The organism is Nocardia sp. CC201C (assembly GCF_030010695.1).
GTDB classification, from domain to species: Bacteria; Actinomycetota; Actinomycetes; order Mycobacteriales; family Mycobacteriaceae; genus Nocardia; species Nocardia otitidiscaviarum.
The window spans coordinates 1-23,994 of record NZ_JASCXP010000025.1 but is presented as its reverse complement, the minus strand read 5'-3'; the positions used below and the strand labels follow the sequence as shown (position 1 = coordinate 23,994).

The following is a 23,994-nucleotide window of genomic DNA, read 5'->3' as shown; positions in this document are numbered from 1 at the left end:
ACGCCCGGCGTATACCCCACCCCGCGCCCACGGATTAGGCTCAGGTCGCTTCACCCGCCGAATCGGCAAAATGCCAGGTCAACGGTATAATTCGAAGTGAAGGGGAATCGCCCGACCATGAGTGTGACGACTGCATCCAGTCAGCAGACCAAACCCCAGCGACACAAGGTCACCGGTGACGTGCACCTGCTGCTGCGCCGCAGCAACGAGGTGCTGTTCGGCCAGCGCCAAAACACCGGCTTCGAGGATGGAGCCTGGCACCTGCCGAGCGGGCACCTGGAAGCCGACGAATCGGTGATAGACGCCGTCATCCGCGAAGCCGCCGAAGAGATCGGCGTGACAATCCAGCCGGAGGATGTGCACTTCAGCCACATCATGCACAATTCGTCATCCGGCGGCCGGATGGCCTTCTTCTTCACGGTACGCACCTGGCAGGGCGAACCCACCAACCTGGAGCCGGACAAGTGCTGTGGCCTGGAATGGTTCGCGGCCGACGCTTTGCCGGACCACATGATCGACTACTGCCGCAGCGCGATGCAGCACATCGCCAAGAGCACGGCCTTCTCGATCTACGGCTGGTAGCGATGACAGCGGCGCGCCGGAACGGCTCGGTCGTCTGCATTTCCTATCTCGCCCTGGCTGAGCTCTGGCGCGTGCCGCTGTTCCCGGCCGCCAACCACGGTGCCGCCGTGACCGACGTCGAGCAGTCCACCGCGGCCGATGCTCCGATGGCCGCGGCGGTGCTGAGCGCCCTCAACGTCCCAACCCTGCTCATCACCAATCCCATTGGCGACGACGAGGACGGCCGAACAGTTCACCGCTGGCTGCGGCAGCGAGGGGTAAAGACCAATGTGCCGCCAACACCCGACGTCGTGACGCCGTGGATTGTGGTGGTCGCCGACGACCAGCACACCCGCACCTGGTTCGCCCATTTGCCGGGCGTCGCCGCGCGGCTCGCCACGGCGGATCTCGCGCCGGTCGCCAATGCGTCGTTCGTCTACCTCGATGCCTACGAACTCATCGAGGAGGCGGCAGTACGGGCCATCCGGGCGGCGAAAGCGGTGCAGGTGCCGCTGCTGCTCAACCTTGGCGGTTCGCCACTGTCGGACCGGATTCGGTCCGCGGTGGCCGGCCACGGCCAGCTTCTCGTTCAAACGAATGTCAATGACGACGAACACCGCGATGCGCCAGCCCTGGCCAGCGCGCTGCTAGCCCAGACTGGCGCATCGTGGGTGGTCGTGACGGCCGGAGCCTTCGGCGCGGTCGCCGTCAGCCGAACCAAGGAGATAGCGAGGCCTGCGTTTCCGGTGAAGGTTCGGCATACCCACTCTGCCGGTGCCGCTTTCTCCGGCGGGCTGCTCTACGGCCTGCGCTCGGGCTGGTCGGTGGAGCGAAGTATGGTGCTCGGGTCGGCCAGTGGGGCACTGCGGTGCGCACGACATCACGGTGCCCCACTGCCGACGCTGGCCGAGCTGGAAAGCTTTGCGGCCCAGCGCCAACCGGCCGCTAGCTGAACAGTTTCCACGCATCGAGCAGGTCGATGAGCGTGTCAAACCGCTCGCGGCTCATCCGCTTCCGCTCTGCCTCCTCGCCCGACTCATCCTTCCGCCCGTACTGCCACCAGACCTCGCCGGTGTCGCGGTCCGACACCAGAAAGCGGTCCTTGACGGCTGGCCCACGGATCACCAAGGAGACGGTCTGCGGCTCGGCCACCACGGCGTGCACCATGCTGTGGTGCAAGGCGTAGCTGTTACCGACCCGCTCTTCGCGGGCCTGGACCACGGGCAGCTTGGCGGGGTCGATGTCCTCATCGAGCTCGGCGTTGCCGAACAGGTAGTGCCGGTACTGCCCGCGCAGGATGCGGCTGGCGTAGCTCCAGCGGTGGTTGTGCGGCCGGTCGAAGTAGCCGGGCCCGAAGATGTGCAGCCGCACCCGGATGCCGGTGGCCGGGTCGTCGTAGAGCACCAGCTTGTCCAGAATGTCGTAGTGCTCGCACAGGCTGAACAGCTCCGGCCAGGTCGGCAGAACCACCAGGCGGTTGCGGATAATGCTGTGGTCGGCGGCCAAAATGTCGAGCACCTCACGACATTCGGTTTCGACCGCATCGATGTCGTTCCAATCGACATGGTGCAGGCTGGCGACCAGGGTGTCCATAGCGTCCATCAGGCGGTCTCGCTTTCAGGCTTGGCGCTGGATTTCCACAACCGGCAGACCGGCACGATGTCCTCATACGCGCTGCACGAGGACGCGCCCATGACCAGCTCTTCGGCCGGGCAGCCGCCCTGGCAGGCGCTGGCTTTGCAGCTGCCGCACGAACTTTCGGCCAGCACGCTGGTGAACAGGTCGAACTCGTTGGTGCCGTGGTTCAGCTCGACTTGCCCATCCACCATCTGGGCGAAGTACAGATCGGTGTCGAAGAGATACGAGCAGACGTAGCAGCGGCCGTCCGGGAAGATCGAGATCCGGTCGAGCGTCCGGCCGATACACCCCTGGTAGCCCTCGGCGGCGTAGCGGGCCATCTGGTCCCGCCGGGCATAGGTCGGCTGGTACCAGACACGCGTTTTGTACTGTGAGGCAACCTCATTGAGCTGGTCGCAGAAGGCAACCCACTCCGGCGGTGTCATGGCCATCTCCGGATTGCCGTGCCCGGTGCCGATGGTCGAGAAGACATGGAACTTCACCAGGCTGACGCCCAGCTGATCGGCCAAGTCCAGCAGCCGCAGCACGTCGCCCTCGTTGGCTCGATTCACGGTGCAAATGATGCGGGTGTCGAAGCCGCGCTCGGTCAGCTCGGCCGTGGTGTCCAGCGCCGCGTCGAACGTACCCGCACCACGGATGGCGTCGTGGCTGGCCGCGCTGCCGCCGTCCAGGCTGACCTGCACGTAGGCGAAGTCGTCCGGTTCACACTGCCGGAACTTGCGCTGGGCGGGCGGCTGGGCATTGGTAGTGGTGATGACGTGCTCGTAGCCCAGCTGCTTCGCGGCCCGGATGGCGTCGCAGTAGTGCGGGTGCAGCGTCGGCTCGCCGCCCAGAATCGTCAGCTTGCTGCCGCCCATGCGGCGCCAGGTCGCGAGCGTATCCACGATCTTGGGCAGCGGCATCTTCAGGGCCCGCTCCAGCCGTTCACCCATGTAGCAGTGCTCACAGCGCAGCTGGCAGGCTTCGGTGATGTACAGGTACACATTGCGGAAGCGGCCATAGGCCACGCGGTCGATGCGGTCCGGTTCCGAAACGTCAGAGGCGCGCGGCATGCGGGCATGGCCGTAGCCGTCGCCATTCAGGCGCAGGCCGGGAGTGGGCAGATCAACGGTTGTCATGAGGCAGCACTCCGGGAAATAAGCAGCGGGGCAAGCAATTTGGCGGCCCCGTCGATGGTGGTGGTCGTATCGAGTTGGGTGACCGTGACGCCGGAATCCGTGAAGCCATCGCGGATGCCGACTGCCGCCTGGTGGTAGCGCTGCAACCGCGCCCGGAACAGCCGCGGGGAATCACCCCGGCGCGGATGCAGCAGCCCGCCGCAGCGGGCGCACCGCCACGGGTCGGCAGCGCTCGGAATGGCCGGCAAGCGCGGATCGCGGATCGGATCCGGTTCACAGCGGTGGCAGACCTTGCGCTGCTTGGCGCGCTGCTTCAAGGTCTTGGCGTCGGTGACGACCTCGATGGCCTCAACGTGGCAGGCAGTCAAGGCCCACACCGTGGACAGCAGCTGGTCGACCTGGGCTCCGCAGCCCGGGAAGTTATCCAGCAGCACGGTGTGCACGGTCATATCGGCATGGGCCGCAGTGAAGTACGCCCGCAGCGCTGACGACACCGTGAAATCGTCGAGCCAGCCCAACCGTTCGCTGCTGGCGGCAGTGGCGGCCAGCGCATTCTTCGGGACGTGCTCGCGCAGCCGGAAGACCCGGCGACCCGGCGCGGTGCCGAGCCGCATGGTCAGCGTGGTCTTTCCGGCGGCCGGTGGGCCAAAAATAGGGACAACAAGGGACAATGCCACGGCCTACCCCTTTCCGTTGGCGGTGGTAGCGACGGGCCAAGGGTCGGCCGAAGGGGCGAAAACGGCCACAACGCGGGTGTATTCGGGGTATGCATGAAACGTATGACGGCCCTTGTCAAGGCCTGGTAAGGTCACCCGACCAACGGCCCGGGGACCCAAACGCCCAGGTCAACCCACTAAAACGCGGGAGCGGCCATCATGACGCGGAGACCGAGTCCTCAGCGCTACTGCGCGCGCTGTGGGAGCCGCCTCAACCGCTACAACCCGGCCAGCCTCTGCGCCCCGTGCGAGGTCGCATCCCGCGACGAACGGCAGCGCCCGCCTGCCCTGCCGCCGACCTTCTGGCAGACCGACCAGATGCGCGATGCCCTGAGTACCTGGCACATGGGCCGCGTCATCTACGCCTACCGCACCCACCCGCACCACGGTCGGCCACTGCCGCAGGAGTTGGTGGCGCACTGGCTGGAGATGACCCAGGCCCAGCTCTCGCGGATTGAGAAAGGCCCAGCGCCGGAACAGCTCTCGAAGCTCACCCGCTGGGCCGGTGTGCTTGGCATCCCCGGCGAGCTGCTGTGGTTTCGACTGCCCGATGACACCGATACCGCAGCACCCATGACCGGGAGCAGCGACGGCACCGGCGGCCACGCGGTCCAGCTGGCCCGTTGGCTGGCCACGGACGGGACCGGCCCGCTGCCGCTCGTGGAGAACCTGGACGTCATCGCGCGCGTCGGCGCGGCGCTCGACAATGCCCGGCGGTACTTCGACGGCTCGGTCGTAGATTTCTTCCGGCAGCAACTGGCTCGCTGTAAGGCTGATGACGGCCAGCTCGGCCCGGCCGAGGCCCTGCCGCTAATGCTGGCGCTGCTGGGGGCAATTAAGCGGCACAGCAAAGACGTCCAGCCCGATGTCAGGCGGGCGTTGCTGGCGGTCGGTGCCGATGGCGCCGAGTTCGCGGGCTGGCTCTACCGCGACCTGTCCGACCCGTTGACCGCCAGCTTCCTCTACGACCGCGCTATGGAATGGGCGCAGGCCGCGGGCAGCCTGCCGCTGCAGGGCTACGTGCTGCTCAAGAAGTCGCAAATGGCCTACGACGCCAAGGACGCTGGAACCGTGCTGGCCCTGGCTCAAGCCGCAGACGAGGGTCCGTGGCAATTGCCCGCCCGCATCCGGGCTGAGGTCGCCCAGCAGGAAGCCCTGGGGCTGGCCATGATCGGCGAACCGGCCGGTGCCGTCGAGCAGCGCATCGGTGCATCCCAGACCTGGCTGACCCGCGCCGACCACGATGACGACGGCTTGTTCGGCACCTACTTCAACCAAGACACCCTGCTGCTCCGCTCGGCCGCCTGCTACACCGAGGCCGGCCAACCGCGCCGAGCCAGCCAACTGTTCGCCACGGTGCTGGACAGCGGCGCGCTGTCCCGGCGTGACAGCGGCTTCTTCAGCGCGCGCCGGGCCAATGCCCTGGCGCTCAGTGGTGAACCGGACGAAGCCGCCGTGGTGGCCACGACCGCGGTCGGCATCGCGCGCGAAACCCGTTCAGAGCGCACCATGAACGTGGTCATTGACGTGGTGCGCGCGCTCGAGCCGTGGCGGCATCGGGCGAGTGTCCGCACGCTGCACGATGTTCTAGCCCCGCCCTGTTGAGCCGGTGGTCAGCCAGCGGGCCACGATGGCGATCACCTCGGCCTGGTACGCCTGGCTCTGCGGGTTCAGATACTGCGGATCGTCGTGCACGGCAAAGCCGTGCTGCGAACCCTCGATCTCTACCAGCTCGACCGGCGCGGTGAACTCGGCGAGGGCGGCCCGGGTGCCGTCAATCGGGACCAAGGTGTCGGCATTGCCGTGCACGACAAGCGTCGGCGTCTTGATCTCGCCCAACACCTCGTTCGGCTTCAGCCAGAACACCTCGTTGAGCAGCGGTCGACCGTGCTTCAGCGTCGGCGTGAACTGCACGGCGCCCGTCTCGTTGAGTTCCTTGGCCTTCTCCTCGCTGATGACGTCGTTCGCCCAATAGTCCCGGCTGTCGATGGTGCGCTTCTTGTAGTCGAACTGCGGGTTCAGCAGCACCAGCCGCGTCAGCTCGTCCGGGCGTTTGGCCGCGTAGTACCCGCAAATGCCGCCGCCGAAGCTGGCACCCAACAGGCTCAGTTCGGCTGCACCGGTCGCCTCGTTCAGGTGCGCCAGGGCAATGCGGATGTCGTTGAGGATGGTGGAGAGGGTCAACTCCTCCTGACGGCCTTCGCTGTCACCATGACCGCGGAGGTCGAAACGGAGCGAGGCGACGCCAGCCTCAGCGAGGCCGGCGGCCAGTCGGGTGAAGAAGCCGCCCTCCTCGCGCGTGACACCGCCGCCGTGGACGAGGACTACCGCGCGGTTCGTCGGCTGGTCTGGGGTGACGAGGGTGGCAGCGAGGTGGAGGCCGTCGAGGGTACGGAGGGAGGTGGCGGTGCTGGTTTGGGGCACGGGGATAGTGAAGCAGAAGGCACGGGACGGCTCTACCGGGCGATAGTCGATCAGGGACATGGCCGGGCCCTGATGCGCCAACGAGCGGCGATGGGGCAGAAAGGGGGATCGACAAGACCTGCATCCTGTTCCCACCAGTTTTACGGCGTTGTCGGTGCAATAAGGCAGGTTTTCATGATCGTACGAGCTCCCTACCTAGTGGTTTGTTATCTTATCCCCGGTGACATGGAGCGCAGTGAGACCCACAATGGAACTCGCAAGAACGTCGCTCGGCTATGTAGATCGATGGCGAGCGCTATAGATCACCTTATGGACGGGGGGAAATTTTGCAGGCAACATGGCGTGAGTCGTCAGTCGCACCGAAATTTCTAGCAGTCGAAACTAATGTCTGAGTTCATCAAGCCGGGCAAGAATGCTTCCTCGCCGACTGGACGCTATGAAGCGAGTCTGAGTGAAGACGATGTCGGAGATTTCGAAGTTGTGATAATAACAAAACCCGCGCATTCGAACGTCTTCACAAAGAAGTTCTATCGAACACGCTACTACTTCGAGGGGATAGCTGTTCGGTGGGAAGAATCTGCGGATCGACTGTGGGTTGACTCTGATAGAGGCTTGATTAGGGTAGACTGTACGCGTGGTGCTGAAAACTTAAGTCCCAAGGGAAAATTCCTCGTGGAATCTTCGATCCGAGCGAAGGACATCCCAGAGGAGATCCGCAGTTGGGCAACTGATTTTGCTGCGATTTCGTTCAGTTCGGGCGACGACCATTCGCCAGGAGGGGTAGCACTCCCTTCGTCACCGAAGCATGCTTTCAGCCAGCGCCCGCCGGGACTCGTTGTGTCAAGGCTGCTACTGTTCGCTTTTGCAGTTCTTGGTACTGAAGGTGCTCTGCTGCTCCTTCCTCCCACAACACCAAAAAGGCCTTCGCTACCTCTATTGGAAGTTGCGTACCCGTGGCCCGCATTAGCTGTTGGGGCGGGCGTTATTGCTTGCGCGCTATTCTTTCTGTATCTACGCTACTTCATAAGCCAGTGGCGCCGCCTGCACAAGATTCCGAATTTCCGATTGGAAGAGCAGGCACGGCAACGGTACGGGGTGCCGTTGCCTAATGTGGGTCATGGTGTTGCTGAAGCACGGGCGCTGATTCGAGAAACAATAAAATCGCATCGAGACGAGACGCTCGCACTGGCGGGAGTGCAACTTCAACGGCCATCAGAAACAAGTCCGCGACTTGAACACACCTTGAAGATATCCGGACTGGACCACGAACACAAGATTGTTCGTTGGGTCAATTTCGACTCCGAGAAACATCCGCAGTCGGCTGTGCGGTTCGTTGCTGCCCATCGCTTTCAGAAGGGGCTAGTGCCAGAACAGTTGTCGATCCAGGTTGATGGCGAGCAAGGAGCGAAAATACCCTTCCAGATAAGCCAGGGGATAACGATAACCGCCCTAAGTATGCTGTTGTATCGCTACGTCCATGATAGCTGTAAGAGTAACGATGTTTCCGACATATATGAAGAGATTTCAGAAGATAGACTTTGGCTCTCGATTCTGACGGGTGTACTGTCAGAATTCCCGGTACAACTGAGCTCTCCTGGATACCGGCCAACCGAGCCTGATGTCGACGGAAGATCTGTGTCCTCTGACGTTGCCAAGAACTACGATGACTCAGAAATAACATACGGTGACAGATTGTTGCGATTCAAGGCGAGGCTGATGAGCGTTGGCATCCCTTTGGGTGATGTGAATGATCTCATCGATCTTATTGTTGACCTATCACTATCTCATGTGATTTGGGTGCGCGTCGAGCCCACTGGGGGACCTGGCGAGAATGGCCAACAATCCCAAAGTTTAGCCTCAACCGAGGCGGTAGTGAATACACCCAGGCGCATCGATACATCATTTCTTATCCGGCACCCTTTCAGAAGGGGAGTATTTGGAGAACCATTTCGACGTAGATTTGGTCTCCTACCCAAAAAGCTGACCCTGTCTCTGCCTGTCGCCCTTGAGTGTCAAACGTACCATCTCGCGATATCGGTTCCAGATGGGATGTATGCTTACAGTGCCGAGCCGGCAATAACTGCTTGGGCTCCACCATCGGTGTCTGCGGTCGGCCTAAGGGCGACAGGGGATACGGAGCGGCGACGTCGTACGCGCTCTGCCGTAGACCTCGTGCTAGGCGTTGAAGGTTCTCAAGGTAGCAAGACATGGCCCTCGATGCGAGTTTCTGGTGATGCGTCAAGTCATGTCCATGTATATTCGCGCGGGATCTCCGCGCTTAAATCGATGAACTCGAGTCCTGGGTCTATGCGCCGCGTGGTCCCGAGGTTGAAGACGGAGTTCAGGGAATGCCCACCTGGTCTCTTGCTTCGTTCGGCACTGCTCTCTTGTTACCTTCTCCTCATAGTATGGGTGGTCGGATTGAGATACGATCAGGTGTTCTTGCCTAGTAGTAGTCAGGGAATATCCGCGAGTTGGTCGACTATTCTGTTCGGCACTCCAGCAGTTCTATCGGCCTGGGTAGTTGCGAAGTTTACAGGTGACGATATTGCGCGCGTGTCGCTCGCCTCCATGGGCGCGCTTGTCTGGTGTGTCCTCAACGCTCTCGCAACGGTTTTCGCCGCAGCGTTGATAGTCACACAGCGCGACAGTGAAGCTTTGATCTGGAATGGAGGTCTGTGGTCTGCGCTAATGTTCTCAACCATGGCGGCCGTGATGATGATCGCTGCCATGATGGTGACGCGAGCGGGTAGATTCTCCGCACGTATCAATGGAATTGTTGATACTCCAGATAGCATGTGGTAATAATGGAATGGACACTGTCGATGTCGAAACTCGCCCGCCATTTAATCGGAATGGCAGCGCGATCTACTTGGTTTTTTATTTATCTCGTAATGCGCACCAGGGGAGGTGATGTGGATTGGCGTAAGCGAAGGAAGATTCGGAAGATCAACAAAAATAAGATAATGCACGTAACTCCGGATGTGGAGCCAGACGATGCCGAGTTCGGAGAGTTCATTTCATCGAGTAAGAAGGTGGAGAATCTCGAGAACGCGCTTATTAGATGGGGGAATTCTTTCTATATTGAGGCTGGTCCGACATTGACCGCCGTTACAGGTGGTGGGAATTTCGATGATGAGTATGGAAAAATGCTGGACGCAGCTCGGGCCCTGAGGCGAGGAATCCTGAAGGAGGAGGCATTAGAAGCGGGTGGTGGTTCTGGGGAAAATTTGAGGAAGGGTGGTTCGGAAGTAGTGCAGCAGCTCGGAGAGCGGGCCACCGAGCAGGCCCGGAACCAGGGTGATCAGTCAGAGGGTTCGTAGGTCTGAATTTCTGCTGGCCGACCGTTCGATTGAAGGTACCTCTCCCCTCATCACCCACACAAACGCCACCCCACCCCGTGGCATCATCCACCCCTCGAACTTCAACCCAATCACCTTGCCCGGTACGGTGTCCGGCGTCTTGGTGACGATGCTCTTCTGTGAGCTGGCGATGAAGTCGATCATGTTCACGTAGGCCACGTCGGTATCGCTGTAGTCCAGCTCGATGTCAATGCCGCGGGTCGGCTGCTCGACATCCAGGTGCAGTAGCCGGTTGTGGGGAGCAGGCCGGAGCCGGTAGGTGTACGAGATGGTGCGCTCCTTGCCCCGGTCTCCCTCGGCCAGGCCCAGGTTTACGGTGTAGGTCTGCGAGTCCTTGCGCGCCGTCCGGCGAATCCGCCGCTCTTCACCATCGACCGTGAACTGCACCAGCTCGAACGCTTCTTTCGAGCCAGCGTCCAAGCCACCACCGGGTCGGTAGTACCAGGCAAAGGTCGAGGCCGGATCCTGGGCCAGCCCGCGGTACTCATCAAGGTCGGACACCGACACGAAGCGGCGCACCAAACTGGCCGGCACCGTGGTGTATTCGTGCCGCACGGTGATGACCAGTCGATCGCGATCGTCACTCCCGCTGGGCTGACTCAACCGCACCGAAATCTTCGCGTCGTGCCAGCGTTCCACTGACTGCACGGCTTGGTCGCGGATGTCGGCGTAGAGCTCGCGGGCGAATTCCCGATCGCCCAGCCGCAGGGCCAGGCTGTTGCTGATGATGTCGTCCAGCAGCTCTGGTGTGGCCACCCGCCGCAGGTCGGCATCCTCGAAGGCGAAGCCCTTGATGACCGCTTCTTTCATGGCCGGCGCGTGCTCACGAAACATGCGCCGAAGCCGCTGCTCATCAGCTTCACGCTTCTCTCGTTCAAAGTAGGCATCGAGCCAGATGCTGAAGACTCCGGCGCCGATCAAGATGGCACCGAGTTCGTTCCAGGGCAACGGGCCGAGCCATGCCACTTCTCGCACTGCCGGAACGGTTCGACTGATCACCATGAGGCTCACGCCCACAACGAAGAACACCAGTCCGGCCAGGACTTTCTTGGTTCGATGAAGTCGCTGCAGCGTGCTACTCATAATGGTTTGCTGCAACCATTGTAGCAACTACAGCAGTATTGGTATAGACCAAAAGAACGGCGAGGTGCCGCAGGCGGGCACCTCGCCATTCATCTATTGCCTACGTATCGAAACTAGCCGTTTCCGCCGGTCAGGCCATTGCCGCCCATGGCGCTCGCCTCCCTTCTGTTCCGGTCGGCCCTGCCCTTGATGGGCTGATCTGCCACCTTCGGCCGGGCATCGATCTTGGCCGGGACTGGCCGAAGGCGAGCGAATCGTAAGGTACGAAACGCTTGGGGTCAATACGCATGGGTGCGTTCCACTCTGGCCGATTGCGCTTGAGGCGTATGGAGTTGATCATCGTGCCCGATGACGCCAAGCCTCCGCTAAACGAGACCACTCGTGAGTTCGGTGCCCGCGTGCGTGATCGACGCCGGGAGATCGGCCTCAGCCAAGAAGCCGCGGCCGTGCGCTGCGGCATTCACTGGACCCAGCTCGGCAAGGTCGAGCGCGGCCAGCGCAGCCTGCGCCTGGAGACCATCGTCAAGATCGCCGATGGCCTGCAGGTCGATGCTGGCCGGTTGGTGAGCGGGTTACCGGTGCCGGAGACGGTCACGGAGTAGGGCTGGCCGGTCCCTACTGTCTCCGGCGGTTCGCGACGTACCGCTCGTCGAATCTGCGGCAGTTCAGCCGCTTCGTTCTTCCGAGCGCGGCTTTGGCGAGATCCCGGAGCCGCCCTGCGGCGGGCGATCAGGCTTCGGTCGAGGCTGTTCGGAGACCGGGCGAGCGCCGTGTTGCTCGTCTGGGCGAGACATGGCTGCTTGTGGGACGGCGCCTCCAGTCAGCGCGTCCTGGCCCTGGTTCTTACTGCTCATCAATTCAACTCTCCTTGACTTTAGGGATGTATCCACTCGACGACGCTCGCTTCCTTCAGGGGAACCCATACACCGGCAGTGTTTTCAATCTCGGATCCGATTTCGCCGTCTTCAGTCATATGATGTTGGCTCTCTAGATAGATGTCCGGAGGCTCGGGATACGTACTGACGTACGAGCGCGAGGAGACCCAGCCGCCAATCCATCGGTCGTCGGACAATCGAACTCGCACCCAGCAGTCGCTCAAGTTGGGTGCGGCTTTATCCCAAGCTGTTGGTGTAGGTTCATGGGGCGATGTTGGCCACGGATATCTGAATGTCCACCGCCAGATTATGCGAGTCTTCCGGCGAATCTTTCCAAAAAGTATAGTCGCGATGACCGCTGGCAAGAGTGCGCCCAACGTGAACAACGCGATACCCAGTTCGCGTGGATGTGCCGGCTTGCCGGATGTCATCTCAAACCAGTTGAGGAGCCGATCGCCAAATGCTACGAGATATATCGAGTCGATGATAAAGCTAAAGGTGATCGCACGGACCACGTGCGCGCCCAGCTCTCGGTCTGTGGAGCGGAATCCGCAGAAACGTGCTCGAGTAGCCGAATAGATGACGCCAGGCAGCACGAGAGCGATCAGGACGACCACGCCAATGAGGGTGGTCGGTAGTGCGGGCATCTATCTGCCTCCTACTGTCCGAAGTGGGAATAGCAGCGATTTCTCCGGGTGCGAGGCGAAAGCGCCCCGCACCCGTTCCCCGCCGGGTGTTAGCGAGTATCGCGCGGTGGATTGGGGTCGTTACCGGGAGCGATCGTGTCCGAATCGCGAATCTTCCCGTCTCGCCCGTGGATAATCAGCTCTCCACCGCCGCTCTTGCGGAGCAGTTCCCGGCCGCGGTTGATTGCGTCCAGCTGAGTTGGCTTGACTGCGCTGGGGCGGCTTCCGTCGGGCTTCGCCGCCTCCCAGTTCCCGTCCGGGCGCGGCTGCACGTGGATCTCATTGCGCTTGGCCATACGGCCTCCTTCTTTGTCGTGAAGCCACCGCTGTGATGACTTCAACGCACGCCGAAGTGAGGCTCACTGCATCTAGCGCGTTTCGGTTATGCGCGCAGATGCACCCTTGGTAGGTTGGTGACCTGCCTGGCAGCAGTCACGTGACCACAGGGTAGAGCCCGGCCCGGGTGTTCGCCCTGTGGCCGCGTGCATATAGAAGGCTACGTCGCCCTAATGACACAGCTGTAGTTCTCAATGGGTTGTTGATCTATCCGCACTTGTGGCGAATTTCAAGCAACATTTCCAACCTTGTGGATAACTTGCAAATCGCAAGGCTGTTCGAGTCATCCCATGTGTATAAACATGAGGAAGGGCCAGTTCAAGAGTCAAATTGTGAGCCTGGTCACACCATGTGTGGATGATCTTGTTTCGGATTGACCCGCGTTGGTCCCCATGCTTGGGCTGATAAGTGAACAGCGGGCTAGGCATGGCTGAGGCTCAATCGACCGGTCGATTGGCTGGCGCGATCCCATGCTCGAGCCGCAGTCCCCCGGCGGCGGTCGGCCCTGTGAGGTACTGGGGTGCGCGACCTCGTGGCCGTTTGCCGAGCGGGCTGCCCGTGCCGGAGACGGCGGGGGACTGAGAAAGCCCATTGTCCGTGTCGTCAAGACACCGCGAAGAACACGCGGCTGGGCCGTAGAGACAGCTGGAGCTCCACCATCGCCGAGCCGCCCTGGATCTGGTCGGCTGGCACTGACATGCAGACGTTGCCCTCGGTGCTGGCCCCAGGGAACAGTTCGCCCTTGTCGGTGAGGCCATCCGGGATGACTCCGCAGTAGTCCTCGAACCCGCCGTAGGTGTTGCCTTGTGACCCGACGAACTTTATGCCCAGGTCGATCCACGGTGTTCCGGATCCTTCACCCACGTACGTCACCGTGAACCGCAATAGAACGAACTGCCGCCCTGGCGCTGGAGGGTCGTTGAACGGGTTGGTATTGAGAACCACGTCAATGGCGTTGAGATTGGCGTCGACCAACGCAATCTGCCATTCCTGCCCGACTTCGACTGCCAGACCGTGGCGTACGGGATTGGCGCGCGTTCCCAGCCGCCCGCCATCGCCGCGATCATTGGCGGCTGCGCTCGTGGGGCTGTGGGAACCGACGACGCGCGTCCCCTCGCCGGACGGATCGTTCGTGGAACAGCTCGCCGCCACCAGCAGGGTGGCGACCACCACCGCGGTTGTCAATCGCGCTTTCGTCCGGAATCGGCCAGACATCATGCCCGTATCCATCGGTCCCTCCTGGGTTCCCGAAGGGGTTGCTGTGGCGAGCACCGCGTGAGGCTGCTCGCCGGTTCTATGTACCGTTGATTCGGCCGATACCAGCTGATCGAGTCCGGCAATCCCGTTGTTACCAGGTGCCAGCCGGGCTTCGGCAGTGCATTGCGGATATGGCTCACCGCTGTCGCCGCTTCCGGCGAATAGCCGTGCTCAAACCGAGTTGCCGTACACGCAGGAGAGGTGCCGCGCGAATCTGCGATTTAGCGGACGAAGGGTGACTGTGGTCGCGACCCGCTCCTGACGCCCATTGGAGCGGTCGATGCGGCTGTTGCCAAGTGCCGACAGCGGTGTCATTCTGGTGAAGAATATTGCCGCCCAATGATTTTCGCTGTTGGCGGAGTAGACGAGACGCTTCATCGCATTGACCGGCACTGCACGCTGACCAGTCGAGGAAGGCGATGAACGGAATCACGCAGCGAGTTGACTTGTCGCTAATCCAGGTGCGATGGTCCGATGCCGAGAGTGCCTTAATCGCGTCGTCGGGGCAGTACCCCGGACTGACCCATGTTGACCGCTGGTCCTCGGTCGCGGCCATGGAGGGGCTGGTGGCCGCGATTGAGAGGCTTCACGGCTCGGTGCCGTGAAGCCGACGTGCCGGAGACGTTGATTCCCGCCAAACCCGAACAGTTACGCCGCCAACGGACCTCGACGGGCGTACCGCTGCATGGAGTGCGGGCTATCAGCTGGCCTTGTTGTACGCCTCAATCACCTCGGCGGACACCCGGCCGCGGTTGGACACCTCATACCCGTTCTTGCGGGCCCAGTCGCGGATGGCCTGCGTCTGCTCGCGGTCGACCGCCGGCCGTGCCTTGCTGCCGTTCTTGCCCCTCGGCGCCCGGCCAACCTTGCGGGCGTGCGGCGTCCACTGTTCCAACACCCCGCGCATCTTGGCGGCATTCAGCACCGATAGATCAATCTCGTACGCCACTCCGTCCAGGGCGAAGTTCACCGTTTCTTCCGCCTTGGACTTGCCGTCGTAGTCGTCAACCATCTCTACGATGACTTTGCGTGCCATAGTGATGCTCCCTGTCCTGCGTCAGTCCCGAACTATTGATTAGAGATGCTATCGGGTGGAATAGTTCATCGGCAAATTTCATGCCGATGTCGGGCCGGTCGGCTGCGCGAGTGACGTATTGAGTTACTGCTCGAACGGGCGCATACTCAGAGCAGCATAAACAAGGTGCTGGTGGCATGGAACAAGCAGGAATGGGCAGCCGAGCGAATCAGCAACGAAATTCTCTGGCTGGTTGACGCGGCCGAGCAGATGGACCGGAGCGATGTTCAAGCGGTTGCTGCGGCCATCGCTATCCGAGCGATGAGGGGCGACTATCTTGAGCCGCCAGATGACGTTGATGTGGCTGATGGCGGAGTTTCATAGTGACAGAAAGGCTTTACCCTGTGCCCAGGCTCGCCGCAATCGAGACGCACTGCGTCATCTAGAACCCATCCCAGCCATCGAACTCAGCGTCGTAGTATGCGTCAATTTCCTGCTGCATCGATAGTGTCTCGCTGACCGCGGTGTCGGTAGCATCCAGATAGTTTGCGACGCCGAGCATTGCTTCATGGAACGTTTCGAGGTTGATCCGGCCAATTCCCGGGAGCGTCTCGGAGCCGTCCCGACGATGCGAGTATCGGAATTCCTGCCCGTCCGGGTCGAACTGGGCGAGCTGGCCGATGACTTTGCTGACCTTGGCGATGTCGGTCTTCTCATCTGGAAAGTGTTCGAGGGCAAGCTTCTTGGTATCTGCCCACAACTGATCAATCTTGTGGTGATGGCGCGCCTCTGGGGGTAGATCAGACAGTGCGCGGAGCTGCGCGAGCAGAGATTTCAGCTGAAGCTCGATATGGTGTCGCCAGCAGGTCGCGTAGGGAAAGACGACGGTATCCAGATCACGGACTGACCGATTGGCCATCAGCTTTTCATGGAGAATCTCAGCGGCGCGCCGAAAGCCGTAAATCCGCCCGTAAAGACCCCTGCGGCGCTGCCAGCCTATGTCGGAGAAGTTTGAGTAGTTTGTGGGCGCCGCTTTCAGGTTGTGGTGTTTGGCGGGCCACACCAGTTCTATATTGTCAAAGTCAGTCATATACTCGTCGTTCTATGGTGTGTTCGAAGCTGCCAGCTTCTGACGTTCAATCCGGTCGTTATAGGTTTCGAAGAGAAACACGGACAAAGTCGAGGCGGCCCCGACGACCAGCCGAGCATGGCGTGGGCCGAGGCCACCCGTACCGTTGGTCTTGCCATGTCCGGTCCCGTACGAATTACGGAGTTCCGCTACTCCCACCGCGATATTCCCAAGGCTGCCGAGCACACGCTTGATTGAGTCAGCCGCAGCGGTGGTGGCTGCGACCGTGTCAGGGGCCAGCTGCAGCTGCTTAGTTGTTTCGCGAAGGAGCTGAGGGACGTCCCACTTCTTCTCGACCTGAACGCCGATAGCTTCGAGCACGGTCTTGCAGGTAGTTTCGACCAACTCTTTGGCGGTGCCGATTGCAAGCTCGGGGTCGTTGTCGACCGCGGTCTCCATCCTGGTGATCTGCTTGGCGATGTAGTCCATATCGCCGGCCGCCACATGTTGCGTGATTTGCCTGACGGTACCCGGAACGGTGAGCGCGCTCCTCGCCGCGAACACCGGCCGCCCCGATATCTGGGCGGCCTCGGCCAGCTCCCATCCGTCCATCCGAAGGTGTCGGTTGTAGATATCTACGATCTTGTGCACCTCGTCGCGATCTGGACGAACCACAGGATGCACGGTCATTGCCAGGAACTGGAGGAGCTTCTCGTCACTCTGGTCGAGCCCAAAGCGGTCGTCAGCGAAAATCCACTCGTCATCCCAGTCCAGGTTGTTCTCACGGTGCTGCTGAATATCGTCACGGGCGTTGTTATAGCGCCGGTCGTACGACGGCATCTCGTCGAGCGAGTACAGGCGCGCGAGAAGGGTCGGTTCGTCAAGCCGTCCCGCCCACCAGATGTTGTTGAGGCGCAGCTCATCCAAGATCGCTTGGCGGGTAACCTCCGTGATCCGCATGAGGGGATGGTACGGCGAGCTTCCCTGGTTGGCCGAACCGTTTTCAGGCCCTGCTCGTCGCGTGCCAGCCTCGTCCGAATCAGTCCTCCGTCTCTTGCCCGAACCCTGGCGATTCGTCCGGTTGGCGAACCGCATTGCGCCACAGAATCTTTGTCGGACGTCTGGCTCACACTGTCCTCACCAGGACGATTCTGCAGGAGGAGCGGCAGATGTCAGGAACAGCTCGCCGAGCGCGCTGGGGCAAACCGTGCGCCATGTGCTCGGTCGATGTGGCGGACGAACGGGGACGACTCGGCGGCAGCCCCGGTGCGTGGACAGTGACGTGCGGGCGGTGCGAGGACATGGCGCAGCGGACCGGGAGGGATAACCACACCGCTGAACCGCTTCCGCCCATTCGCATCGACAAGCCGCCGACCAATGCCTCGCCGCGAATTTGGCTGCGCGCCTATGGGGTCCGTCGACCATGCCCAACCTGCGGCGCCGACGAAACATTCGTTGCTGGGGTCTTCCCGGTCTATCCTGCCGATACCTTCCACCTGCTCATCTTGGTGACGACCGCCAGCGCGTGGAGGCTTGCCAAGCAGATTCTGGAGCGGTCCCAGGTGGCTGGAGACCTTGCCGCAGCCATTCGACGGCGGTCCGATCCAACGAGCGGTGAGGACAGGTTCATGGGCGGGTGCCCACAGTGCGACACACCCTACGCTGCAGGCAGCGACCCGATGCTTCGGGAGACAGTGGCAGAGCGGCGCCTTGCGGCGCTCACGCCGATGCCATGCGCAGAGTGCTCGGTCGTGAAATGGCATCGGGCGCTGTACGATCCGGTGCGGGTGTTCGTGCGGCTGTGAGGGTCCTTGAACTGAAAGTGCTGTGACACTACTCCACGCAGGAATTTGTGTCGCTACAATCGACCATTGGAATGCTTGCTCAATCGTTCGATATGGGGGTTGCGCCTTCGCAATCCCGGCTATCAACCCGCGGGTTTTTGGTGGCAAAATACTGCAGAACGGCACGTGCATCCTCGCGGCGCTTGTTGTCTGAGTGAAATAGGGCAACGCAGGTTGCGAGGCCAGCGTAGAGGGCCCTGAGGGCCAGGACCATAGTTAGGCTCCATGCGGCTGGCCGTGCTGCCGTCTCTGCAATAGTAGACCAGGAAGACACTACTCTTGCCCTCCTTGGAGAGTAATGGCAGGTCGTAACAAGGACTGTGGTGGCGGCCCGAACTGAAGCTCCAGAATCGAAGAGCGCAGCACAATTTGGGTTCCGTGTTCTGTTCTTACTGCACGAGCTCCACATACTCCAATTCGCGGGTCCGTCATGCAGACAACAACATCGTCCAAGAACGGATAGTGATTCCATCGCAACACCCAGTGCTGATCAGATCCCCAGAGCGTGCGATATTCTAGCCGAGGTGAAGCGTATCCCTCAGGCGTGGGCTTACCGAGTCTGTTCCAATTCCACATGCCGAGGTCCCATGTGCCGTCGGGATCATGAGCATCGATGCGGCTGATCAATGCACCCAGTAGAAGTTCAGCGTCGGTGCTCATTTGGGGAACCTGGTCTAGTAGGTCCCTCTCTTTCTCAGACACCGGAACATCAATTGTTGGCCAATTGTATTCAGGTTCTGGATATGAATACCGCGATGGAGGTGCCTGTATCCACTGTGACTGCTCTACAACCTCGATTCGAGCATTTGTTGGTAGATGGCGAAGATGAACCAAGCCTCGGGCACCTAGCTCAAGGCGCAGCCCCGGCACTCCCATGTGAAGAAAATGTCGGCTGCCCATTAAGCGGCCAATCGCGTTCTCCATGGCGCTCGGGATTATGAATACCATCGAGTCGTACCGTGGCGAAATGACCATGGTGTATAGGAGGAAGGATGAGGCATCATATACGCCGTTGGGTGTTGGACCAGACGAAGAGGAATTGAAGAGGTTAATGGCCAACAAGGCTCGGAACCGCGACTGCGATGAGGAGCATTGGTCGAGCCCGTGAGTATTTCCGCGACCAACTCCGGCCCTTGCGGAGAGTTTGTCTTCACCAAGGTATTTCACGCGAAGGTCACGAGCAGAGCGGCGAGACGAGAGAGGCATGCGTGATCCAATCGTGCGTCCCGGACCGCGCTTGGGTCACGCACCTTCGCAGGTGGCTCGTTGCTATCAGGCCGTGAAGCGGGTGCCCCACACCCTTGTCATCTCTCGGCACATCTCCGGGAACATGCCAAGACGACCTGCAGCCCCTCACGATGGCCGCGTTCAACGAGGCTAACACAAGAGCCTGTCGTTCTGGTGCGGCAATCACGGCGGAAAACGGCGAGACCTGTTGGGCGGTTACATGTTTGATCTTCGCGCGCTGGTGCATGGGAATGTCTCCCAGCTTCGTCGGTTCCCGCCTCTCGGTCGGATCGCCGCCCCCGCCTCTCGCAGTACCCTCGCCACGGTCCGTTTCGCCATATGGTGCTCCACCTTCAGCTGAGCCATCGACGCGCCCGCTTCGTACTTGGCCAAGATCTCAGCGGTCTCCTCCGGTGTCAGCTGCTTCTTCGAGCCGCCTGAGCTCCTCGGTCGCGGCCGGTTTGTGACCATGACCTGCGCGGTCCGCATCTACCGATGTCTTTGTGCACTTCAGTCGACTGTTCCAGCAAGTCGGTCCGGTTCGAGTAGTTCCCGCCATACCCATCGGGGGCGCAAGGTCGGTCCTACTCGAACCTTGGGCTGTCCAGGTTTAACAAACACTCGCGCTTCGCTTAACGCAGGTCGCTCCGCGTGCTGCGAGGTCCTGGAGGCACACGGCGGAAGATGGCTACCTGGCGCCTTCGGAATTCGTCAAAGCTGATCAACGTCGCGCAGATCCTCACATATGAGTGCAGTCGGAGTGACCTGCGTGTTTGTCTCTGCTGCAATGGTTCCTGATCCCATTGGAGCGATTGGAGAATACGATGTGGCCGCAGATCGGGCAAACCGTACGCCAGGCGATGAAAGGCTGGGGGCAGACACTTCGGATGGTTGTCTGCGTGGCCGCGCTGACCGCCGCAGCAGTGGCTATCATCTCAGTGGCTGGACTGTAACAGGATGTGGCGCAGCGTGATTCAAGGCAGGACTACTCGATGAGTCGGGATCGACTGAGTGATGTGAAGAGGCTGGCCCTTTCGCTTGTCGAACTGCGTGGCTCTGTGGGCGCACCAGCGCATCGGCGCATGGTGGCTGTGCTTCGGCCTTGTGTGAAGAACGTCGTCAGCCCGAACACCTTGCGCAATGCCGAGCTAGGCGAGCGACTGCCCGCGCTACCGACACTCATTCAATACATAACCGCGTGTCGGCTCATTGCCGAAGAAGACGGGGTAGTGGTCGATCCGTCGCTGTGCGAATCCGTTCAGTGGCAAGATCGTTGGCGGGCAGCCCGAGATTGGGCTGAGCGCCAGGAGTCAGCGGGGCTGAACGATCAGACTCCAGCAACTCCACCCCATCAACCAAGGACGAGTTCGTACAGCGACGCGAGTAACTCTCAACAACCTCGGTGGTCTGGACATGACCAGCGTTCGCAAGCTTCTCCCAACCCTAGCGGCGCGGCCGACTATCGCCGGAGTCAGATTGACCGGTTCGGGCGATTGCTGGAGGACGAATCCTACTTTCAAGAGGAGGCGGCCAAGCTTCCGAGCCGAGGGCGGGAGGCAGTGTGGCAGCATTTTTTCGAAGAGAATCCCTGGATCTTCGGAATCGAAGGCCACAATCAGCGCCTCGCGTCGTTCCGTCCCGAGAATCTCATGCGTATGTTGGACGGTTGTTTAGGCTTTGGAGCGGGCGATCGGATCAATGAAGCAGTTCGTGCATCTGCACTGGTCAAATCACTCGTCTTCGTGGAGGTGAAGACCCATGTCACGAATCTTCTGAGTGGTGATCCTTATCGATCCGGAATCTGGGCACCATCGCGTGAGCTAACAGGTGGAGTTGTCCAAGTCCAAGGCACCGCTGACCAGTCTGTTAGTTACATCGCAGAACGTCTGCAGGCCGACGTGTCTCGCGCGCGGCCCCGCTCATATCTGATCATTGGTGACTTCCGTAGCTTTCGCGATGAAGACGGTGGGGTGCATGAAGGCAAGCGTCGATCATTTGAACTCTTCCGAGGCAAACTTGTGGAACCCGAAGTTCTGACGTTTGATGAGCTCTTGGCTCAGGCAGCGGCCCGTGTGGTTGAGGAGATTGCGTAAATTGGAGCTGAGTTGCTACTCACGGTGGCGCTCGGCGACCTTCTTTCCGCCTCTGGGCCTGATCGCTACCCCGGTCTCCCGCAACACTCTCGCCACCGTCCGCTTTGCCATGTGATGCTCCACCTTCAGCTGAGCCATCGATGCGCCGGCTTCGTACTTGGCCACGATCTCCGCGGCCTCCTCGGGAGTCAGCTGCTTCTTCGGCCCGCCAGATGCTCGCAGTCGGGTCGGTTGAGACCTGCGCGGTCCGCTTTGCTCGATCCGTCGCCGCAGCTCAGCGAAGCCTTCGAGCAGATCGGTCCGGTTCGAGTAAGTTCCCGCCATGTCCACCAGAGGCCCTTCACTTGCTGCGCAGGTGAAGGGCCTTTTTTATGCGCTGACGGCCCTAAGCGTGGGCGCGTGGGCGCATTTTGGGCACACCGCTCGGCGGCAGCTCGAAAACCTGTGCCCATCCGCCCGGCCACCTCATCGAGGTCGTCCTCGAACGGGGGCCCATAGTTGTCGAGCGTCATCGTCGCCGACTTATGCCCGAGCTGACGTTGGATTGTCTTCACATGCGCGCCGCTGGAGATCATGAGCGACGCTGCGGTGTGGCGTAGCTGGCGTGCAGTCACCCGCGGGAAGATCGCTGGGCCGATCGGCTCGCCGTCGTCGTCACGCGGTACCGATGCCGCAATACACCAACCGACTGCCTTGGTGAACCAATGGGTAGTGGTCGGCGGTCGAATCGGTGTCCCGTCCTCCCGTGACCAAATGAGCTCGGTCGGGCTCTTCTGAGCCGTGACCGCTGGATGCAGGAGCTCGGCGACCTCGGCAGGTATCGCCACGGTCCGCTGTTCCCATGACTTCGGAGTTCCGATCACACTGCGCGAGTTCACTTTCGACGCTGACAGCCCGTCTACGTCACACCACTGGCGCGTGGGCGCTGTGGCCCATGCCCAGCGAGCCGCCCCGCGTGTGCAACCGCTGTCGCAAGCCAGCACCCGCCGGGGCTGCGCTCTGCCCATGCACCCCGCATGGACCGGCCGCAACGCGCCGGCAGCGGTAGCACCCGCAGATGGCGCACACTGCGAGAGGCCAAGCTCGCGACCGACCCGATATGCGAACGGCCCGGCTGCGTCGCCCTGGCCGACGAGGTCTACCACATCGAACCCGTGGGCGCGGGCGGCGAACGCTACGACTGGGCCAACCTGCAATCGCTGTGGCGCCCATGTCATCTGACTAAGAGCCTGGACGAATCCCGCGCGGCCCGCGGCGCTCACTGATTGCGCGGCGTCGCGCACTGTGTTTGGCCGCGCCCTGATTGTTCAGAAGCAACCGCATCACACTAAGTGCTCGCCGATAACGATCGTTGTCGCGCGTGAGTGTGGCAACGAGTGCCGCGACGACGAGAACGATGGACGTCCGGATCTGTTGGACCGCCACACTGACGGCTAGAACAAGCGGGCTTGCAAAGAGCAGCAGGTCTGTGGATGCAGACATAGGCGTTGATCTCCTGGCATCGGAAGAGACAACGCCAGCTGCATGAACCCCACCGATGAATGACGGAGATCAGAGGCCCCGCTAGGGGAGGAATCCTCGCCGCTCACCGAAGGGGGACCAACAGATGACGGTAGACCATCGCAGTGTGACACCGTGGTCACCCGCCCCGCAAGACCCCCGACCCTAGGGGGTCGGCATCGCTGGCCACTGGAGGTCGGACCCACGCCATGCAGGTCACCACCACCACGACAATGCACATGTCCTACGAGGAGAGTCGCCGTGTGCAGCGGGAGGCCGTTGCGGAGTTTCGGGCCAACGGGGGGAAGTTGGGCGGGGTGTACGCGGAGTTCGATGTGTTGTTGCTGACCACCGAGGGGGATGGTGGGGAGCGGCGGACCGTACCGGTGGGATATGCGCGGGATGGGGAGCGGTTGGTGGTGTTCGCGGCGGACAACGGGCGGGAGCGGGGGCCGAATTGGTTTCATGATCTGGTCGCGCGGCCGCGAGTGGAGGTCGAGGTCGGGCATGAGGTGTGGTCGATGGTCGCGTCGGTGGCGGCGGGGGAGGAGCGGAAACGGTTGTGGGATAGGCAGATCGAGCGGTGGGGATTCCTGAAGGAGATGCAGGATGCGGTGGAATGGGAGATTCCCGTTGTGATATTTACGCGCTGATGGTGGAAATATCCGGTTTACGTATTCGGACATCTCGGAAATGTGGCGCTTGGTCGGTATGGTAACTGGCACGAATTCTCATTGCCGCGTGGATAAACGTCCGGTACATATCGATGCGTGAATTTGCGCCACATCCTATCGATGGCCGGTATCGCGGCTACCGAACTCCCGGGTGATTTCGCCGAGCCCGGTGCGTCACGCCGTATCGGGTATGTCGAAGACCATCAGGCCACCGCTGTGGGGCTGGCCGCGGTGCTGGGCGAGCAGCCGGATCTCGCCGTGACCGCGATCGCGCCGACCGTGCCCGAACTCCTCGCGCGGGCAACGGATCTCGATCTGGTCGTGCTGAGTCTGGTGCTCGCCGACGGGTCCACGCCGCGGGCGAACATCACGACATTGCGGGAACGCGGGCTCGGCGTGCTGATCTATACCGCCGGGGAACGGCGTGACCTCATTCGGGCGGCGGCGCGGGCCGGGGCACTGGGTGTCGCGCTCAAGTCCGACCCGGTCGAGCTGATGGTGGCGATGGTGCGGGCG

23 protein-coding genes and 2 pseudogenes are annotated in these 23,994 nt (G+C 61.5%); 12 read left to right on the top strand and 13 right to left on the bottom strand.

From position 1 onward, the window contains the following. Positions 1-96: 96 nt before the first annotated feature. Together QK444_RS04935 and QK444_RS04930 are read left to right on the top strand one after the other, a co-directional pair. Positions 97-582 carry an NUDIX domain-containing protein gene (locus tag QK444_RS04935; protein WP_282777483.1) on the top strand — a complete coding sequence of 162 codons (486 nt, stop codon included), beginning with the start codon at positions 97-99 and terminating at the stop codon, positions 580-582. A gap of 2 nt (positions 583-584) precedes the next feature. Then, on the top strand, positions 585-1,514 hold the full coding sequence (locus tag QK444_RS04930; RefSeq protein WP_282777480.1) for a carbohydrate kinase family protein: 930 nt from the start codon (positions 585-587) through the stop codon (positions 1,512-1,514). Here QK444_RS04930 and QK444_RS04925 read toward each other — a convergent pair. The 3 genes from QK444_RS04925 to QK444_RS04915 are packed head-to-tail and all read right to left on the bottom strand — an operon-like array spanning position 1,507 to position 3,994. After that, on the bottom strand, positions 1,507-2,154 hold the full coding sequence (locus tag QK444_RS04925; RefSeq protein ID WP_282777477.1) for a hypothetical protein: 648 nt from the start codon (positions 2,152-2,154) through the stop codon (positions 1,507-1,509). The genes QK444_RS04930 and QK444_RS04925 overlap by 8 nt on opposite strands. Positions 2,155-2,162: 8 nt before the next feature. Next, positions 2,163-3,317 carry a radical SAM protein gene (locus tag QK444_RS04920; RefSeq protein WP_282777475.1) on the bottom strand — a complete coding sequence of 385 codons (1,155 nt, stop codon included), beginning with the start codon at positions 3,315-3,317 and terminating at the stop codon, positions 2,163-2,165. Then, positions 3,314-3,994: a hypothetical protein gene (locus tag QK444_RS04915; protein ID WP_282777474.1), complete on the bottom strand. Its 681-nt coding sequence runs from the start codon at positions 3,992-3,994 to the stop codon at positions 3,314-3,316. Before QK444_RS04915 ends, QK444_RS04920 begins: the two co-directional genes overlap by 4 nt. A 357-nt stretch (positions 3,995-4,351) precedes the next feature. On the opposite strand from QK444_RS04915, the gene QK444_RS04910 reads away from it, so the two are divergent. Next, positions 4,352-5,638, top strand: a complete 1,287-nt coding sequence (locus tag QK444_RS04910; protein ID WP_282777472.1) for an XRE family transcriptional regulator — start codon at positions 4,352-4,354, stop codon at positions 5,636-5,638. Here the strand turns inward: QK444_RS04910 and QK444_RS04905 are convergent. Next, positions 5,621-6,517 (bottom strand): alpha/beta fold hydrolase, encoded by an 897-nt coding sequence (locus tag QK444_RS04905; protein ID WP_282777470.1) that lies wholly within the window; start codon positions 6,515-6,517, stop codon positions 5,621-5,623. The genes QK444_RS04910 and QK444_RS04905 overlap by 18 nt on opposite strands. A 324-nt stretch (positions 6,518-6,841) precedes the next feature. Here QK444_RS04905 and QK444_RS04900 point away from each other — a divergent pair, with 324 nt between their 5' ends. After that, positions 6,842-9,262: a hypothetical protein gene (locus tag QK444_RS04900; RefSeq protein ID WP_282777468.1), complete on the top strand. Its 2,421-nt coding sequence runs from the start codon at positions 6,842-6,844 to the stop codon at positions 9,260-9,262. A 2-nt stretch (positions 9,263-9,264) separates the two neighbouring features. Beyond that, positions 9,265-9,780, top strand: a complete 516-nt coding sequence (locus tag QK444_RS04895; protein WP_282777466.1) for a hypothetical protein — start codon at positions 9,265-9,267, stop codon at positions 9,778-9,780. On the opposite strand, the gene QK444_RS04890 is transcribed toward QK444_RS04895, so the two are convergent. Next, positions 9,766-10,902 carry a hypothetical protein gene (locus QK444_RS04890; RefSeq protein WP_282777465.1) on the bottom strand — a complete coding sequence of 379 codons (1,137 nt, stop codon included), beginning with the start codon at positions 10,900-10,902 and terminating at the stop codon, positions 9,766-9,768. The genes QK444_RS04895 and QK444_RS04890 overlap by 15 nt on opposite strands. Positions 10,903-11,243: 341 nt before the next feature. Between QK444_RS04890 and QK444_RS04885 the strand changes: the two genes are divergently transcribed. After that, positions 11,244-11,504, top strand: a complete 261-nt coding sequence (locus QK444_RS04885) for a helix-turn-helix transcriptional regulator (protein ID WP_282777496.1) — start codon at positions 11,244-11,246, stop codon at positions 11,502-11,504. A gap of 272 nt (positions 11,505-11,776) precedes the next feature. Here the strand turns inward: QK444_RS04885 and QK444_RS04880 are convergent, their stop codons facing one another. The 4 genes from QK444_RS04880 to QK444_RS04865 all read right to left on the bottom strand — a co-directional run bounded on the left by QK444_RS04880 (position 11,777) and on the right by QK444_RS04865 (position 15,092). Beyond that, positions 11,777-12,424 (bottom strand): DUF6338 family protein, encoded by a 648-nt coding sequence (locus tag QK444_RS04880; protein ID WP_282777463.1) that lies wholly within the window; start codon positions 12,422-12,424, stop codon positions 11,777-11,779. Between the two features lie 89 nt (positions 12,425-12,513). Next, positions 12,514-12,759, bottom strand: coding sequence for a DUF2188 domain-containing protein (locus QK444_RS04875; RefSeq protein ID WP_282777461.1), 246 nt, complete (start codon positions 12,757-12,759; stop codon positions 12,514-12,516). 643 nt (positions 12,760-13,402) lie between these two features. Then, positions 13,403-14,029: a hypothetical protein gene (locus QK444_RS04870; protein ID WP_282777459.1), complete on the bottom strand. Its 627-nt coding sequence runs from the start codon at positions 14,027-14,029 to the stop codon at positions 13,403-13,405. A 727-nt stretch (positions 14,030-14,756) separates the two neighbouring features. Continuing rightward, complete coding sequence (locus QK444_RS04865) at positions 14,757-15,092, bottom strand: Lsr2 family protein (protein WP_282777457.1); 336 nt, start codon at positions 15,090-15,092, stop codon at positions 14,757-14,759. 171 nt (positions 15,093-15,263) lie between these two features. Between QK444_RS04865 and QK444_RS04860 the strand changes: the two genes are divergently transcribed. Further along, positions 15,264-15,455, top strand: a complete 192-nt coding sequence (locus QK444_RS04860; protein WP_282777455.1) for a hypothetical protein — start codon at positions 15,264-15,266, stop codon at positions 15,453-15,455. Between the two features lie 58 nt (positions 15,456-15,513). Here QK444_RS04860 and QK444_RS04855 read toward each other — a convergent pair whose 3' ends face one another. Both QK444_RS04855 and QK444_RS04850 read right to left on the bottom strand, forming a co-directional pair. Beyond that, positions 15,514-16,161, bottom strand: coding sequence for a hypothetical protein (locus QK444_RS04855; RefSeq protein WP_282777453.1), 648 nt, complete (start codon positions 16,159-16,161; stop codon positions 15,514-15,516). Positions 16,162-16,173: 12 nt separating this feature from the next. Next, entirely contained in the window at positions 16,174-17,100 is a 927-nt protein-coding gene (locus QK444_RS04850; protein WP_282777451.1) for an abortive infection family protein, read from the bottom strand. A gap of 341 nt (positions 17,101-17,441) precedes the next feature. On the opposite strand from QK444_RS04850, the gene QK444_RS04845 reads away from it, so the two are divergent. Both QK444_RS04845 and QK444_RS04840 read left to right on the top strand, forming a co-directional pair. Beyond that, on the top strand, positions 17,442-17,945 hold the full coding sequence (locus QK444_RS04845) for a hypothetical protein (protein WP_282777449.1): 504 nt from the start codon (positions 17,442-17,444) through the stop codon (positions 17,943-17,945). Between the two features lie 2,282 nt (positions 17,946-20,227). Further along, positions 20,228-21,304, top strand: a complete 1,077-nt coding sequence (locus tag QK444_RS04840) for a Shedu immune nuclease family protein (protein ID WP_282777447.1) — start codon at positions 20,228-20,230, stop codon at positions 21,302-21,304. 15 nt (positions 21,305-21,319) lie between these two features. On the opposite strand, the gene QK444_RS04835 is transcribed toward QK444_RS04840, so the two are convergent. Together QK444_RS04835 and QK444_RS04830 are read right to left on the bottom strand one after the other, a co-directional pair. Beyond that, entirely contained in the window at positions 21,320-21,628 is a 309-nt protein-coding gene (locus QK444_RS04835; RefSeq protein WP_282777445.1) for a helix-turn-helix domain-containing protein, read from the bottom strand. A gap of 182 nt (positions 21,629-21,810) precedes the next feature. Further along, a pseudogene (locus QK444_RS04830) lies at positions 21,811-22,311 on the bottom strand (site-specific integrase); the annotation flags it as partial. 9 nt (positions 22,312-22,320) lie between these two features. Here QK444_RS04830 and QK444_RS04825 point away from each other — a divergent pair. The 3 genes and pseudogenes from QK444_RS04825 to QK444_RS04815 all read left to right on the top strand — a co-directional run. After that, positions 22,321-22,569: an HNH endonuclease signature motif containing protein gene (locus QK444_RS04825; RefSeq protein ID WP_282777443.1), complete on the top strand. Its 249-nt coding sequence runs from the start codon at positions 22,321-22,323 to the stop codon at positions 22,567-22,569. A gap of 444 nt (positions 22,570-23,013) precedes the next feature. Next, positions 23,014-23,457 (top strand): nitroreductase/quinone reductase family protein, encoded by a 444-nt coding sequence (locus QK444_RS04820; protein WP_282777441.1) that lies wholly within the window; start codon positions 23,014-23,016, stop codon positions 23,455-23,457. A 141-nt stretch (positions 23,458-23,598) separates the two neighbouring features. Continuing rightward, positions 23,599-23,994, top strand: a pseudogene (locus QK444_RS04815) (DNA-binding response regulator); the annotation flags it as partial.